The sequence below is a fragment of the Novosphingobium sp. BF6 genome (assembly GCF_058273105.1).
Genome location: NZ_CM177775.1, coordinates 1,006,171 through 1,021,837, shown reverse-complemented (window position 1 = coordinate 1,021,837; position 15,667 = coordinate 1,006,171). Strand labels below are relative to the sequence as shown.

Below are 15,667 nucleotides of genomic sequence, written 5' to 3'. Positions count from 1 at the left end.
GCCTACGGATCATCCGTAGCGGCCGGTGATATAGTCCTTGGTCTTTTCCTCGCGCGGGGTGGTGAAGATCTGGCTGGTGTCGCCGTATTCCACCAGGTTGCCGAGGTGGAAGAAGGCGGTGCGCTGCGAGACGCGCGCGGCCTGCTGCATCGAGTGGGTGACGATGACGATGGCGAAGCTTTCCTTCAGCTCGTCGATCAGTTCCTCGATGCGCGCGGTGGCGATCGGGTCGAGCGCGGAGCACGGCTCGTCCATCAGGATGACTTCGGGGCTGACGGCAATGGCGCGGGCGATGCACAGGCGCTGCTGCTGGCCGCCCGACAGTGCGGTGCCGGGCTCGTTCAGGCGATCCTTCACTTCATCCCACAGGCCCGCCTTGGTCAGCGAGCTTTCGATGATCCCGTCCATGTCCGCCTTCGACGGCGCCAGGCCGTGGATGCGCGGGCCATAGGCGATGTTCTCGTAGATCGACTTGGGGAACGGGTTCGGCTTCTGGAACACCATGCCGACGCGGGCGCGCAAGGCCACCGGATCCATGTCGGGCGAGTAGATGTTCTCGCCGTCGAGCAGGATTTCGCCGGCGACGCGGGCGTCGGCGATCGTGTCGTTCATGCGGTTCAGCGACCGCAGGAAGGTCGACTTGCCGCAGCCCGACGGGCCGATGAAGGCGGTGACGATGCCGTTGTCGATCTCGATCGAGACATCGTTGATGGCCTTCTTCGCGCCGTAGAAAACGTCGACGTTGCGGGCGGTTAGTTTGGCGTTTGTCATAGTCCTACCAGCGCACTTCGAACTTGTTTCGAAGGTAGATTGCAAGGCCGTTCATCGCCAGCAGGAAGACCAGCAGCACGATGATGGCGGCGGAAGTGTTCTGCACGAAACCGGAATTGATCTCGTCGGACCACAGGAAGATCTGCATCGGCAGCACGCTCGACGGGTCGGTGATCCCGCCCGGCGGAGTGACGACGAAGGCGCGCATGCCGATCATCAGCAGCGGCGCGGTCTCGCCCAGCGCGCGGGCCATGCCGATGATCGTGCCGGTGAGGATGCCCGGCAGCGCGAGCGGCAGGACGTGGTGGAACACGGTCTGCATCTTGCTCGCGCCGATCGCCAGCGCGGCGTCGCGGATCGAGGGCGGCACTGCCTTGATCGCATTGCGGCCCGAGATGACGATGACCGGCATCGTCATCAGCGCCAGCGTCAACCCGCCGACCAGCGGCGAGCTGCGCGGCATGCCGAGCGTATTGATGAACACCGCCAGGCCGAGCAGGCCGAAGATGATCGAGGGCACTGCGGCAAGGTTGTTGATCGAGACTTCGACCCATTCGATCCAGCGCGCCTTGGGAGCGAACTCCTCAAGGTAGATCGCCGCCAGCACGCCCATCGGGAACGAGAGCAGCAGGGTGACGAGCATCGTCAGCAGCGAGCCCTTGGTCGCGCCCCAGACGCCCGCGAGGTCGGGATCGGTCGAGTCCGAGCCGGTCAGGAAAGACCAGTCCAGCCCGGAGAGGCCGTTCTTCAGCATGATGACCAGCAGCAGCGCCAGGAAGGCGAGGCTGAGGACGATCGCGCCGAGGCCGATCAGCTTGAAGCGGCGTTCGGCGGCGTTGCGGCGGGAAATCCGGCGCAGGGCCTCCGGCGTTTGCCACCGTGCGTGCCCTGCGCGCGCATTACTGAGAGATGCGTTACTCATAAGCTTCCCGGAAGCGCTTCACCACGCGAAGGGCGATGATGTTGAGGATGAGGGTGACGATGAACAGCACCAGACCCAGCGCGAAGGCGGAGAGCGTCTTGGGGCTGTTGAACTCCTGGTCGCCGGTCAGCATCTGGACGATCTGATAGGTGACGGTAGTCATCGAGGCGAAGGGATTCGCCGAAAGGTTGGCGGCAGCGCCGGCGGCCATGACCACGATCATGGTCTCGCCGATGGCGCGGCTGATCGCCAGCATCACGCCCGCGACGATGCCGGGCAGCGCGGCGGGCAGCAGGACCTTCTTGATGGTCTCCGACTTGGTGGCACCCAGCGCCAGCGAACCGTCGCTCATCGCGCGAGGCACGGCGGCCAGCGCGTCGTCGGCCATCGAGGAGACGAAGGGAATGATCATCACGCCCATGACGACACCGGCGGCCAGCGCGCTCTCGGTCGAGGGATTGGCCATGCCGAGCGAGGCGGCGAAGTCACGGAAGATCGGCGCCACGGTCAGGGCGGCGAAGTAGCCGTAGACCACCGTGGGAATGCCCGCGAGGATCTCCAGCATCGGCTTCAGCCACTTGCGGATCGTCGGCGTGGCATATTGGGTGAGGTAGACCGCGCTCATCAGGCCGAGCGGGATCGCCACGATCATGGCGATGATCGCGCCGATGTAGATCGTGCCCCAGAACAGCGGCACCGCGCCGAAGCTCTCGCCCAGATTATCGCCGCGCGCCGAGCCGGGCGACCAGTGGGTGCCGAGCAGGAAATCGATCGGCGAGACGTCCTTGAAGAACATCCCCGCCTCGAACAGCAGCGAGGCGACGATGCCGAAGGTTGTCAGGATCGCCATCAGCGAGGCGGCCAGCAGCAGGCCCAGCACGCCGCGCTCGACGCGGGTGCGCGCCGGGTAGTTCGCGCGGATGCGGGTGAAGGCCCAGCCGCCGCCCGCGAGTCCCACGACCGCCACCAGCAGCGCGCCGATCAGACCGAAGCGGCCATGGGCATCGCGCACCGGGCCGGCCAGCGTGTTCGCCAGCGGGTTGAAGGCGACCGCGTCGGGGGTCTCGGCAATGGTCTTGGCTTCGGCGAGGATGGCCGCGCGGCTCATGGCGTCGGCGGGAAGCTGCGCCGCCACGGGGTCGGCCATGACCGCCCCGTCGACGAGACCCGGCATCGCCGCCTGCCACGCGCCCCAGGCGATCAGTGCCGGGAAGACGATCCACAGCGCGACGTGCCAGGCGTGATAGCCCGGCATCGAATGCATCGTGCCGCGGCCGGTATGGAGCAGCCGGGCCCGGCCCCGTGCGGCAAACCAGCCGACGAGACCGAGGCCGAGGACGGCCAGAAGAACTCCGGTAAGAATCATGTATGGCCGCCCTTCGCGTCCCTGCCCCCTCGGGGGCTTACTTCAGAACCGAGGGATCGAGCGGGGTCATCTTGGCGACGATGTCGGCGCTCTTGGCGCGGACGTCATCGGGCGAGATGACCATGCCCTTGGCCTTGAGATATCCGTCCGGACCCCACGACTTGGCCCATTCGGCGACATAGGCCTGGAGGCCCTTGATCGGCGCGAGGTGCTGCTTCTTCACGTAGATGTAGAGCGGGCGGGCGCCGGGGTACGAGAAGTCCGAGATCGAGGCGTAAGTCGGCGCGATGCCGGACATCGGGATGCCCTTGATCGTGCCCGCGTTCGATTCGAGGAACGAGTAGCCGAAGATGCCGATCGCCTTGGGGTTCTGCGAGATCTTCTGGACGATCAGGTTGTCGTTCTCGCCGGCGTCCACATAGGGGCCGTCCTCGCGGATATCGTGGCAGATCGCCTCGTACTTGTCCTTGTCGCTGTCCTTCAGCGCCTTGGTGGCGGCGTCGGTCTTGCAACCGGCTTCAAGGATCAGTTCCTTCAGCGCGTCGCGCGTGCCCGAAGTCGAGGGCGGGCCGTAGACGAGAATCGGTTCGGCCGGGAGCGACGGGTTGACGTCCTTCCAGGTCTTGGCGGTGTTGGGCTTGCCGAAGGGATTGGCGGCCAGCGCCTTGTAGATGTCGAGCGGCGTCAGCTTCATGTTGGGGCCGTTCTTGCCCTCGGCGAAGGCGATACCGTCGATGCCCACCTGGATCTCGACGATCTCGGTCACGCCGTTCTTCACGCACTCGTCGTATTCGGACTTCTTCATCCGGCGCGAGGCATCCTCGATGTCCGGGTGCTGGGCGCCGACGCCCGCGCAGAACAGCTTCATGCCCGCGCCCGTGCCGGTCGATTCGATGACGGGCGACTTGCCGCCCGCCTTCGCGGTCTGCTCGGCGACGGCGGTGGCGAAGGGATAGACGGTGGAGGAGCCGACGGCCCGCACGAAATCGCGCGAACCCGCGCTCGAACCGCCCGAGCCGCCGCAGGCGCTCAGAGCGAGGACGGATACGGCAGCAAAGATGATGGTCTTGGTCGAACGCATGGTTTTAACCCCTTGGGTTTTCTCTCTGCGACGCCCCTATTGGGGTAGGATGACACTTCCATGACAATGAAGTGACATAACTCGCCAACCCGCGCAAATGCTGGGATTTCGGCGATGCCCGCCCCTGACGCAAAGGGCCTCGCGGTGCGAAAGTATGACGATGATACGACAATAGCGAATCGCGCGCGGCGATTCCCCGTCTCCATTCGACGAGTCTTCTGACAGCAACATTACGTCTGCATTCTGTCGCGAACAGATACCCGCATGTCGCGCCTTAAAAAAGCATCTGCGGGTCTGCCGGACTGTGCTTCCCGTCGTCGTGGCGGGAGCACGTCCCTTCGATGCCGCGCAGACGTCCGGCTCAGCGCCATGGCCGTTTCCGTGATGTCAGAAAGGCTTACGCATGGCCGCCAGGAACACGTGCCCTCATAGCCAGCCCCGCCGCGCCCGCTGCGAGCGATCCACGCGCCCCGATCCGGGCCGTAAACGCCCCGCCGATGCGCGCATGCCCGTCGTCATATTTGTCACATCGGCAGTCACATTAGTCATCAAAGTGTCATTGGACGGCAATAGTCGGCCCTCGACGCGATCGGCATATCGGTGCCGCGCGCTGGAGAATGCCCGAATGCGTCTCGTCATGGCCTGTGCAACCGTCGCCGTCGTTCTTTCCGCCTCCGCCGCCCAGGCCCAGGCCATCTCGGCTGAGGAAGCGGAGGCCCTGCGCGCGCAAATCCGCACGATGAAGGCGCAGATGGAGGCGATGGAAGCCCGGCTCAACGCCGCCGCTCCGGATGCGGATGCGGCTGCGGCTGCCGCCTCGACGCAGAACGCCGCCCCGGCCGGAACGCCCGCCCTTGCCGCCGGGACCGCCGCTCCCGCCACCAAGCCGAAGGCCAAGGACGAGACCGGCATCGAGTGGAAAGGCAGCCCGCAATTCGCGCAGGGCGACCGCCTGTTCAAGGTCAAGGGCCGCATCCAGGCCGACGCCAACTACGTGAAGGGTCCGGGCAGCCTGAACGACAAAGGCCTCGGCTTCTCGAACGAGATGCGCCGTATCCGCCTCGGTGCTGAAGGCGCGCTGGGCGCCGGGTTCGACTACAAGCTGGAACTCGAACTCTCCGACAACGCGGTCGATCTCGTCGATACTTACGTCGGCTACCATAACGGCCCGTGGCAGGTCCGGCTGGGCAACCAGAACTCGTTCCAGTCGCTCGACGAACTCACCGGCGACACCAGCGGCAGCGTGATGGAGCGCGCCGCCTTCACCGATGCCTTCAACTTCGAGCGCCGCCTTGGCCTCGCCTTCCAGTACGGCAAGGGACCGTGGCTGGCGCAGGCGGGCGTGTTCACCGACGATATCGGCGCCCTCGCCAACGACAGCGACGGCGTGGACGGCGGCGACGAGAACAACAGCTACGGCCTCGACGGGCGCCTCGTCTTCGCCCCGAAGCTCGGCGATCTCCAGCTTCACTTCGGCGGTTCGGCCCACTGGCGCCGCCTCGGCCGCCTCGCGGAAAGCGACACCCGCTATCGCCAGCGCCCCTACGTCCATTCGACCAATACCCGCTTGATCGGCACGCCGGTGATGAACGTGTCGGAGGAGGATCACTACGGCGTCGAGTTCGCCGCCATTCGCGGCCGCTGGCATGCGGCGGCGGAATACCACGCGCTCACCGCCAACCGGGTCGATGCCTCCACCGTCACCTTCCAGGGTGCCTATGCCGAAACCGGCATCTTCCTCACCAAGGGCGACCATCGCGGCTACAAGGAAGGCATCTTCCGCGTCGAGAAGCCTGCCCATCCGATGGGCGAGGGCGGCATGGGCTCGCTGCTCTTCACCTTGCGCTACGACTGGCTGGACCTAAACGACCGCGACATTCGCGGCGGCACCCAGAACGGCTATATCGCCGCGCTCGTGTGGGAGCCGATCCAGAACCTGCGCTTCAACGTGAACTATGCACTGATGGACTACACCGGCGCCAAGGCCCTGCCCTCGGGCAAGACCGACTACAGCGCTCAGGTGGTGGGCACGCGTTTCGAGCTGGACTTCTGAGGGCGCGCGAAACGCGCCCTCCCTCAGCCCGCCGCCTCTTCCTTGCGCAGCGGCAGCATTAGCGAGGCGGTGGTGCCCTGCCCGGGCCGACTGTCGATATCGAAACGGCCCCGGTGCCGCTCGACGATGTGCTTGACGATCGACAGCCCCAGCCCGGTGCCGCCGACCATGCGGCTGCGGCTGGTGTCGGCGCGGTAGAAGCGCTCGGTCACGCGCGGCAGGTGTTCCGGCGCGATGCCCTCGCCGTGGTCGCGCACCGTCACCAAGACCCAGCCGGTCGGCGTCGATTCCAGACTGACATCCACCGGCCCGCCCTGCTTGCCATACTTCAGCGAGTTGTCGATGAGGTTGCGCAGCACTTGCGCCAGCTGGCCGCGATCGCCGGTCACCACCGCCTGGGCGCTGTTGGACTGGACCTCGATCTGCGCGTCGCCGCGCGCCTCGCCCGCGATTTCCCGCGCCAGCGCCACCATCTCGACCCGCTCGGAGGGCACTTCGTGCTTCACGGCCTCGATGCGCGAAAGCGACATGAGGTCGGAAATCAGCGCCTGCATCCGCTGCGCCTCATGCCGGATCGTGTCGAGGAAGCGCGTGCGCACGCTCTCGTCACCGCCCGCCTTGGGGTTGTGCAGGGTCTCGACATAGCCGAGCACGTTGGCCAGCGGCGTGCGCAGTTCGTGGCTGGCATTGGCGACGAAATCGGCATGCGATTTCGCGACGCTGACCCGCTCCGACAGGTCGTAGAGACTGACCAGCCGGTCGGTCGGCGAGACCACCCGGCAATCGACTTCCCAAACGCTGCCGCCGGTCGACAGCCCGGTGACGCGGGCGATCCCGCCCTCATCGCTGAGGATCGCGGCGACGGCGCGCGGCTCACGGATGGCGATGCGCACGTCCTGGCCGACGATATGCGCGCCCAGCAGCGCCCGCGCCGCGCCGTTGGCGAAGCGCACCTGCCCGCGCGAGACCATCATCGCGGGAGTCTGGAGATGTTCGAGGAGGTGGACGCCGTCTCCGGCCATGATCTTCGCCTTCTATCCTTCATCGCATCCATTTTCCGGGATGCTGATCGTTCTCCATGCCTTCACCTGACGACAGGACAAAGACGCCGCCGCAACGAACTTGCGGAAAATCGCATTCTCTACGGTTCTAAAGAGCCCGTTTGAAAATCCGCCGCAGGCGGATTTTGGCGGCACCGGCCCACGCCCCCACCCGACCTCCCATAGGGTACTATCGTTGGGAGGTCGGGTGGGGGCGTGGGCCGGTGCCGCAAGAAAATGCCTTTCGGGCATTTTTCAAACAATCTTTAAATACGTATGCAGGCACTTCTCCCGTTCAATCCGTGCAAACGAGGTTGAGGTTTCGCGCACTCTCGCCTAGCACGACCCACGCAGTTCGTGTCATGCTGCAACCGCGAAGAGGTATCTATTCCTCGCGGGGCTCATGACAGGGGTGCACAGGAGGAGGAGCCCGCCGATCCCCGGCGGAAAATGACCATATAGGTGGATAACCCCCAGAAGGTGGACTGCGCCCAGTGACCAATTCGATTTCGGCCCCATTCACGTCCGACCGCCTGCTCCTGTTCGGCGCCACCGGCGATCTTTCGCGCCGCATGCTCCTCCCCTCGCTCTGCGCGCTGGATGCCGAAGGCCTGCTCGATCCCAAGATCGAGATCGTCGGAACCGCCCGCTCCGAGCATGACGATGCCGAGTTCCGCAATTTCGCACGCGCCTCGCTCGAACAGTTCCTGCCCGCCGAACGGCGCGGCGGCATGGCCCGCTTCCTCAACCGCCTGTCGTACCAGACGCTCGACGCCAACCAGATGGAAGGCTTCAACGCGCTGGCGGCCAAAGTGGGCGAGCCGAAGGACGGCCTGTCGATCTTCCTCTCCACCGCGCCCAGCCTGTTCGAGCCGACCATTCGCGGCCTCCAGGCCAGCGGCCTTGCAGGCGATAACGTCCGCATCGGCTTGGAAAAGCCGCTCGGCGTGGATCTTGCCTCCAGCAAGGTCATCAACGACGCCGTCGCCCGCGCCTTCCCGGAAGACCGGATCTATCGCATCGATCACTATCTGGGCAAGGAAACCGTCCAGAACCTGCTGGCGCTGCGCTTTGCCAACCTGATGTTCGAACCGCTGTGGAACGCGGCGCATATCGACCATGTGCAGATCACCGTGGCCGAGACCGTGGGCCTCGAATCGCGCGTCGCCTATTACGACGATTCGGGCGCGCTGCGGGACATGGTGCAGAACCACATGCTCCAGCTGCTCGCGCTCGTCGCGATGGAGCCGCCGGTCAGCTACGACGCCACCAGCGTGCGCGACGAGAAGGTGAAGATCCTGCGCAGCCTGCGCAAGGTCGCCGCCAACGAGACGGTGACGGGCCAGTACCGCGCCGGGGCCATCGGCGGCCAGGCGGTGCCGGGCTACGACGACGAACTCGGCAAGGATTCCAACACCGAGACGTTCGTTGCGATCAAGGCGCATATCGACAACTGGCGCTGGCAGGGCGTGCCCTTCTACCTCCGCACCGGCAAGCGCCTGCCCAGGCGCACGACCGAGATCGTCGTCCAGTTCCGCGACGTGCCGCACTCGATCTTCCACGGTCGCGGCGCCCGCACGGTGCCCAACCGCCTCGTCATCGGCATCCAGCCGAGCGAGAACATCACCCTTTCGCTCATGGCCAAGGTGCCGGGGCTGGACCGCAACGGCTTCGGCCTGCGCTCGATCCCGCTCGACATCGCCATGCCCGACGCTTTCGCCGGTCCGCAGCGCCGCATCGCCTACGAACGCCTGCTGCTGGACCTGATCGAGGGCGAGCAGACGCTGTTCGTCCGCCGCGACGAAGTGGAAGCGCAGTGGGACTGGATCGACGCGATCCGGGCCGAGTGGGAGGAACAGGCGCAGGAGCCGAAGACCTACACCGCCGGAAGCTGGGGTCCCTCTGCCGCCATCGCCCTCGCCGAGCGCGACGGCGTCACGTGGCACGAATAAGCAGGCCGGCGCGGGCATGAACCTGACACGCACCCTATATGACTTGGGTGCGTGGGCGCCCCCTCATGCCCGGCCGCGCGAAATTCCCCGCAAACCGGTGGAAGATAGATGTTGACACCGGTTACCTGAACGCCTTCAAGCCTCGCTCGGGAGATCCCGTGGCGGCGGCTTCGGAAGGCTGAGACAAAAACGACAGACGGAAAGTGCAGGAGTAACCCCATGAGCAATCTCAGCCCGGTGGTCGCCCGCGTCACCGATCGCATCATCGAGCGGTCGAAGCCCACCCGCGAACGTTATCTCGCCATGGTCGAGCGTGAAGCCGGCCGTCATTCCGACCGCTCGTTCCTTTCGTGCTCGAACCTCGCGCACGGTTTCGCCGCCAGCGGCGAGGACAAGCCCGCCATTGCCACCGGCAAGGCGATCAACGTCGGCATCGTCACTGCCTACAACGATATGCTCTCGGCGCATCAGCCCTATGGCCGCTATCCCGAGCAGATGAAGCTCTATGCCCGCGAAGTGGGCGCGACGGCGCAAGTCGCAGGCGGCGTGCCCGCCATGTGCGACGGCGTGACCCAAGGCTTCGACGGCATGGAACTTTCGCTGTTCAGCCGCGACACCATCGCCCTCTCCACGGCCGTCTCACTGAGTCACGCGATGTACGACGGCATGACCCTGCTGGGCATCTGCGACAAGATCGTGCCCGGCCTCGTCATGGGCGCGCTGCGCTTCGGCCACCTGCCTGCCGTGTTCATCCCCTCCGGCCCGATGCCCAGCGGCATTTCCAACAAGGAGAAGCAGAAGGTCCGCCAGCTCTATGCCGAGGGCAAGGTGGGGCGTGAGGAACTGCTGGCCAGCGAAAGCGCCTCCTATCACTCGGCGGGCACCTGCACGTTCTATGGCACCGCCAACTCCAACCAGATGATGATGGAGATGATGGGCCTGCACATGCCCGGCGCCGCTTTCGTGCCGCCCGGCACCTCGCTGCGTCAGGCCGTGACCCGCGCCGCCGTCCACCGCGTGACCGAGATGACCCGCAAGGGCGACGACTTCCGCCCGATGGGCCATGTCGTGGACGAGAAGGCGATCGTCAACGCCATCGTCGGCCTGCTGGCCACCGGCGGCTCGACCAATCACGCGATCCACCTGCCCGCCATGGCCCGCTGCGCCGGTATCCATATCGACTGGCAGGACTTCGACGAACTGTCCGCCGCCGTCCCGCTCATCACCCGCGTCTATCCCAACGGTTCGGGCGACGTGAACCACTTCCACGCCGCCGGCGGCATGGGCTGGGTGGTGCGCGAACTGCTCGATGCGGGCCTTGCCCATGAGGACATCCTCACCGTCTCGAAGGGCGGCATGCGCGACTATGCGACCGAGCCGACGCTGGATGACGGCGAACTCAAGTGGAAGCCCGCGCCTGCCGTCAGCGGCGACGACACCATGCTAAGCACGGTGGCCAAGCCCTTCCTGCCCGACGGCGGCATGCGCCTCGTCTCCGGCAACGTCGGCCGCGCCACCTTCAAGACCAGCGCGGTCGATCAGGAACGCTGGACCATCGAGGCGCCGTGCCGCGTGTTCGAGACGCAGGAAGCCGTCATCAATGCCTTCAAGGCGGGCGAGCTGGACCGCGATGTGGTGGTGGTCGTGCGCCATCAGGGGCCGCGCGCCAACGGCATGCCGGAACTGCACAAGCTGACCCCGCCGCTGGGCGTCCTTCAGGATCGCGGCTTCAAGGTCGCGCTGGTCACCGATGGCCGCATGTCGGGCGCTTCGGGCAAGGTGCCTGCGGCGATCCACGTCACCCCGGAAGCGCTGGCAAACGGCCCGATCGCCTATCTCCAGGACGGCGACATCGTGCGCCTCTCGGCAGAAGACGGCACGCTTTCGACCACCGCCGATCTCTCCGGCCGCACCCCCGCCCCGCTGCCCGCGCCTGCCGAAGGCATGGGCCGCGAACTCTTCGCGATGTTCCGCATCAATGCGGGCGGCGCCGAACAGGGCGGCTCGTCGATGCTGGAGGTCGCCGGCCTATGACGCAGCTCGTTGCCGTAGACATCGGCGGCACCCACGCCCGCTTCGCGCTGGCCTCGGTCAGCGCCGAGGGGCAGATCACGCTGGGCGAACCCGTCACCCTCCACACCAGCGAGCACGGCAGCTTCCAGCTCGCCTGGCAGGCTTTCCGCGAACGCATGGGCGGCACCCTGCCCCCTGCCGTCTCGATCGCGATCGCCGGGCCGGTCGGCGGCGAAGTGATCCGCTTCACCAACAACCCCTGGATCATCCGCCCCGGCCTGATCCAGGAAAAGCTGGGCGTGGAACACTACACCGTGGTCAACGACTTCGCAGCGGTCGCCTATGCCGTCGCGCTCGCCCCGGAAGACCAGTTCCTGCACCTCGCCGGACCGGACGTGCCGCTGCCCGCATCGGGCACGCTCAGCGTACTCGGCCCGGGCACCGGGCTGGGCGTTGCGCACTTGTGGCGTAACGGCCTGCCCCACGGCAAGGGCGGCTTCTACCATGTCCAGGCGACCGAGGGCGGCCATACCGACTATGCCCCGCTCGACCTGATCGAGGATGCGATCCTCGCCCGCCTGCGCAAGCGCCACAACCGCGTCTCCACCGAGCGCGTCGTCTCCGGCCCCGCCATCGTCGACATCTACCAGACGCTCGCCGCCATGGAGAACCGCGCGGTGCACGAGTTGACCGACGTCGAGATCTGGACCGCCGGGACCAATCACTCCGACCCGCTGGCCGCCGCCGCGGTGGACCGCTTCTGCCTCGCCCTCGGCAGCGCGGCGGGCGACTGCGCGCTGTCCCACGGTGCGGGCGGCGTCGTGATCGCCGGGGGCCTCGGCTACCGTATCCGCGAAACCATTCTGTCCTCGGGCTTTGCCGAGCGATTCTGTGCCAAGGGCCGCTTTGCCGGCATGATGGCGCAGATGCCGGTCAAGCTTATCACCCATCCGCAGCCCGGCCTGTTCGGCGCGGCTGCCGCCTATATCAGGGAGCACGTCCAATGAGCAGCCCGTCCGAAGCCGTCGAAAAGGTCATGCGTCTCGCCCCGGTGATCCCGGTGCTGGTGATCGAGGATATCGAACATGCCCTGCCGATCGCCGAAGCGCTCGTCGCAGGGGGCCTGCCCGCCCTCGAAGTCACGCTGCGCACCGAATGCGCGATCGAGGCGATCAAGGTGATGAAGCAGGTTCCCGGCGCCGTAGTCGGCGCGGGCACCGTGCTGTCGCCCGACGACCTCAAGCGCTCGATCGATGCGGGCGCCGAATTCATCGTCTCGCCCGGCCTCACCCCGATGCTGGCCGAAGCCGCCTACAAGTCGCAGATCCCGTTCCTGCCCGGCACCGCCAATGCCAGCGACGTGATGTTCGCGCTGGAATGCGGGTTCGACCGCCTGAAGTTCTTCCCGGCCATGGCGGCGGGCGGTCCTCCGGCACTGAAGGCCATCGCCGCGCCGCTGTTCAAGGCGAAGTTCTGCCCGACCGGCGGCGTCACCCCGGAGAATGCGCCGGAATGGCTCGGTCTCGATGCCGTGCTCTGCGTCGGCGGCAGCTGGATGGTCCCCAAGGGCAAGCCCGATGTGGCCAAGATCGAGGCGGCGGCCCGCCTCGCCGCGGGGCTTCCACGGTGAGCGGGCCTGAGGCGGGAACGCCGCTGACCACGGTCGACGATCTCGACCGCCGGCTTCAGGAACTCCATGTCCTGACCGCCCAGACGCCGCTCTACAATCCGGTTTTCCAGCTGGGGCTCGAACTGTCGCGCCAGCTGGAAAACGGCGAGATGGGCCTCGACCAGATCGAGGCCCTCGTCGCCGAGATGGAGTGCGAGGGGCTGCGCGCCCGCGCTGCGCGGCTTGACCGCCTGCTCGCCCCCATCGCCCCGGTCGAGAACGAGAAGCGGCTGGACGCCGCCGCCGACGCCACGGCAGCGGGGGACGATTTCACCGCCTTCGCCGTGCGCTGGCAGCGTCCCGCCGCCCATGTCGTCTTCACCGGGCACCCGACGTTCCTGCTGTCCACCGCCCAGACCGAGGCCGTGACTCACGCCGCCTCCACCGGCGACCACAGCGAAGCCACCGTCTGCGCCGCCTCTCCCGACCGCGACACGATCACCCTCGACTACGAGCACGGCAAGGCCATGGAAGCGATCGCCCGCGGCCAGAAGGCCCGCGACCGCATCAACGAACGGCTGTTCGACTTGGCCGCCGCCCGCTGGCCCAAGCGCTGGAAGGGCCTTAATCCGATGCCCGCGCGCTTCGCCTCGTGGGTCGGCTACGACATGGACGGCCGCACCGATATCGGCTGGTCCACCTCGATCCGCTACCGGCTTGAAGAGAAGGCAGAGCGCCTTGGCCGCTATGCGGAAAGCCTCGCGCAAGCCGCGCCGGAGATTTCGCAGCAGCTTGCCCGCGCCGCCAAGCTGACGCAGGACATGGTCCGCCGCTTCGCCGCCGACCTGTCCTCGCCCGAAGCGCTGTCGGAGGCCGCCAATGCCCTGACCGCCGAGCATCCCGACCGCCTCGTCAGCCTCGAAGGCGTGATCGCCCGGCTGGAGGAAGAGGCCCGCCACGCCGATCAGGACCAGGCCCGCACGCTCCTCGTGGCCGCTGCCGCCATGCGCGCGGACGGCCTCGGCATGGGCTGGATCCACTTCCGCGTGAACGCCTCGCAGCTGCAGAACGCGATCCGCCTGCGCATCGATCCGGAAGGCAAGCTGAACCTCGCCAGCCAGGCCGCGCTGGTCCGCATGCGCGAGTTGCTGGCCGAAGTCACCCCGCTGAAATCCAACTTCGCCGCACTCGCCATCGAGAATTCCACCGCTATCCGCCAGTTCCTGGCGATGGCGCAGATCCTCGGCCATATCGACGCCGATGCGCCGATCCGCATGCTGGTGGCCGAGTGCGAGGAGCCGACGACGATCCTCGCCGCGCTCTACTTCGCGCGGATGTTCGGGATCGACGAGAAGGTCGACGTCTCGCCCCTGTTCGAGACCGAGACGGCGCTCGAACACGGCGGCCGTTTCCTCGACGCTGTCTTGGCTGAGCCTGCCTACCGCGACTACGCCCACAAGCGCGGCCGCGTCTCGATCCAGACCGGCTTTTCCGACGCGGGCCGCTTCGTCGGGCAGATTCCCGCCGCGCTCGCCATCGAGCGTCTGCAGGGCCGCCTTTCCGAAGCGATGGTCGCAAATGGCCTCACCGACGTTTCGGCGCTGATCTTCAACACTCACGGCGAATCGATGGGCCGCGGCGCGCATCCCTCCAGCCTCAAGGACCGCTTCCAGTGGCCGATGAGCCCCTGGGCGCGCCGCCGTTTCCTGCGCGCGGGCATCCGGCTGGAGCCGGAAGTCTCGTTCCAGGGCGGCGACGGCTACCTCTGGTTCGGCTCGGACGAACTGGCCTTCGCCACGCTTACCCGCATGGCCGAAATGCCGCTGTGGGGCGCCGACGCCGATGCGCCGACCGACTTGTTCTATCGCCGCACCGACCTTAGCCTCGACTTCTACCGCGCGATCCGCGGCGTGCAACACGAGCATCTGGAATCGGCCACCTACAGCCGGGCGATCACCGCCTTCGGGCTGGGCCTGCTCAACGATACCGGCAGCCGCAAGTCGCGCCGCCAGTCGGACCTTGCGTCGGACCGCTCGATGAGCCTGCGCCAGATCCGTGCGATCCCGCACAACGCGATCCTCCAGCAGCTCGGCTATCCGGTGAACGTGATCGCGGGCATCGGCACCGCCTCCGATGGCAACCGCGAGGAAGTGGCCGCCCTGCTGCGCGAGAGCGAGCGCGGGCAGCAGTTGATGCGCCTTGCCCGGCACGCCAATGCGCTGGCATCGATCAAGACGGTGGCGGCCTATGGCGAGCTGTTCAACTCGGCCTACTGGGCCAGCCGCCCCTATCGCGGCGACGAACGGCACATTGCCGAGGCCTGCCTCAAGCTGGCGGAATACCTGACCAAGGACGACCGCGCGGGCGTCTATCGCCGCCTCGCCTCGCGCCTGCGCGTCGATGCAATGAAGCTGCACTTCCTGCTCGACCAGCTGCCGGGCGAAGCCCCGCTGCCGGACCGCGAGCATACCCGCCGCAGTCTCGGCGTGCTGCAAAGCCTGCGCATCGCCTTGTTCAAGCACATGTTCCTGCGCGCCGTCATGGTCCCGCAGTTCAGCCGCGCGAACGACATCAGCCGCGACGACGTGCTGGAGATGTTCTTCACCCTGCGTGTCGAGGACGGCCTGGGGCAGCTACGCCGGGCGTTCCCGACGAGCTTCCCCTCGATCGACGACTTCACCGTGGACAAGCCCAGCGACTACCCGGATTCGAGCGCGACCGGCTATGCGCAGATCCACCGTGAATTCATCGATCCGATCGCAAGGTGCTATGCGCTGTCCTTGCGCATCACCACGGCGCTGGCGAACGAATTCGGCGCCCACGGCTGACGGGCTTGGTGCGGGGCGGCCGCCAAAATCGG

Annotated in this window: 11 protein-coding genes; 6 read left to right on the top strand and 5 right to left on the bottom strand. The window is 66.8% G+C overall.

Going from position 1 to position 15,667, the window contains the following annotated elements; translation table 11 throughout:
• Positions 1–9: 9 nt before the first annotated feature.
• From pstB to AC4D6D_RS04990, 4 genes are read right to left on the bottom strand one after another with little or no spacing between them, the layout of a single operon-like run.
• On the bottom strand, positions 10–771 hold the full coding sequence (gene pstB, locus AC4D6D_RS05005; protein WP_491326755.1) for a phosphate ABC transporter ATP-binding protein PstB: 762 nt from the start codon (positions 769–771) through the stop codon (positions 10–12).
• 4 nt (positions 772–775) lie between these two features.
• Positions 776–1,693, bottom strand: coding sequence for a phosphate ABC transporter permease PstA (gene pstA / locus AC4D6D_RS05000; RefSeq protein ID WP_491326754.1), 918 nt, complete (start codon positions 1,691–1,693; stop codon positions 776–778).
• The gene (gene pstC / locus AC4D6D_RS04995) at positions 1,686–3,059 is read right to left on the bottom strand and encodes a phosphate ABC transporter permease subunit PstC (protein ID WP_491326753.1); all 1,374 of its coding nucleotides are present in this window, start codon (positions 3,057–3,059) and stop codon (positions 1,686–1,688) included. The genes pstA and pstC overlap by 8 nt, the downstream gene beginning before the upstream one ends.
• Before the next feature lie 37 nt (positions 3,060–3,096).
• Positions 3,097–4,140: a substrate-binding domain-containing protein gene (locus tag AC4D6D_RS04990; protein WP_491326752.1), complete on the bottom strand. Its 1,044-nt coding sequence runs from the start codon at positions 4,138–4,140 to the stop codon at positions 3,097–3,099.
• Between the two features lie 625 nt (positions 4,141–4,765).
• Here AC4D6D_RS04990 and AC4D6D_RS04985 point away from each other — a divergent pair.
• Positions 4,766–6,193 (top strand): OprO/OprP family phosphate-selective porin, encoded by a 1,428-nt coding sequence (locus AC4D6D_RS04985; protein WP_491326751.1) that lies wholly within the window; start codon positions 4,766–4,768, stop codon positions 6,191–6,193.
• A gap of 23 nt (positions 6,194–6,216) precedes the next feature.
• Here AC4D6D_RS04985 and AC4D6D_RS04980 read toward each other — a convergent pair whose 3' ends face one another.
• Positions 6,217–7,215: a sensor histidine kinase gene (locus tag AC4D6D_RS04980; protein ID WP_491326750.1), complete on the bottom strand. Its 999-nt coding sequence runs from the start codon at positions 7,213–7,215 to the stop codon at positions 6,217–6,219.
• 590 nt (positions 7,216–7,805) lie between these two features.
• Here AC4D6D_RS04980 and zwf point away from each other — a divergent pair.
• The 5 genes from zwf to AC4D6D_RS04955 all read left to right on the top strand — a co-directional run bounded on the left by zwf (position 7,806) and on the right by AC4D6D_RS04955 (position 15,635).
• The gene (gene zwf, locus AC4D6D_RS04975; RefSeq protein ID WP_491327205.1) at positions 7,806–9,185 is read left to right on the top strand and encodes a glucose-6-phosphate dehydrogenase; all 1,380 of its coding nucleotides are present in this window, start codon (positions 7,806–7,808) and stop codon (positions 9,183–9,185) included.
• Between the two features lie 219 nt (positions 9,186–9,404).
• On the top strand, positions 9,405–11,219 hold the full coding sequence (gene edd, locus AC4D6D_RS04970; protein WP_491326749.1) for a phosphogluconate dehydratase: 1,815 nt from the start codon (positions 9,405–9,407) through the stop codon (positions 11,217–11,219).
• On the top strand, positions 11,216–12,205 hold the full coding sequence (locus AC4D6D_RS04965; RefSeq protein ID WP_491326748.1) for a glucokinase: 990 nt from the start codon (positions 11,216–11,218) through the stop codon (positions 12,203–12,205). Before edd ends, AC4D6D_RS04965 begins: the two co-directional genes overlap by 4 nt.
• Positions 12,202–12,828, top strand: coding sequence for a bifunctional 4-hydroxy-2-oxoglutarate aldolase/2-dehydro-3-deoxy-phosphogluconate aldolase (eda, locus tag AC4D6D_RS04960; RefSeq protein WP_491326747.1), 627 nt, complete (start codon positions 12,202–12,204; stop codon positions 12,826–12,828). Before AC4D6D_RS04965 ends, eda begins: the two co-directional genes overlap by 4 nt.
• Positions 12,825–15,635: a phosphoenolpyruvate carboxylase gene (locus AC4D6D_RS04955; RefSeq protein ID WP_491326746.1), complete on the top strand. Its 2,811-nt coding sequence runs from the start codon at positions 12,825–12,827 to the stop codon at positions 15,633–15,635. Before eda ends, AC4D6D_RS04955 begins: the two co-directional genes overlap by 4 nt.
• Positions 15,636–15,667 lie beyond the last annotated feature (32 nt).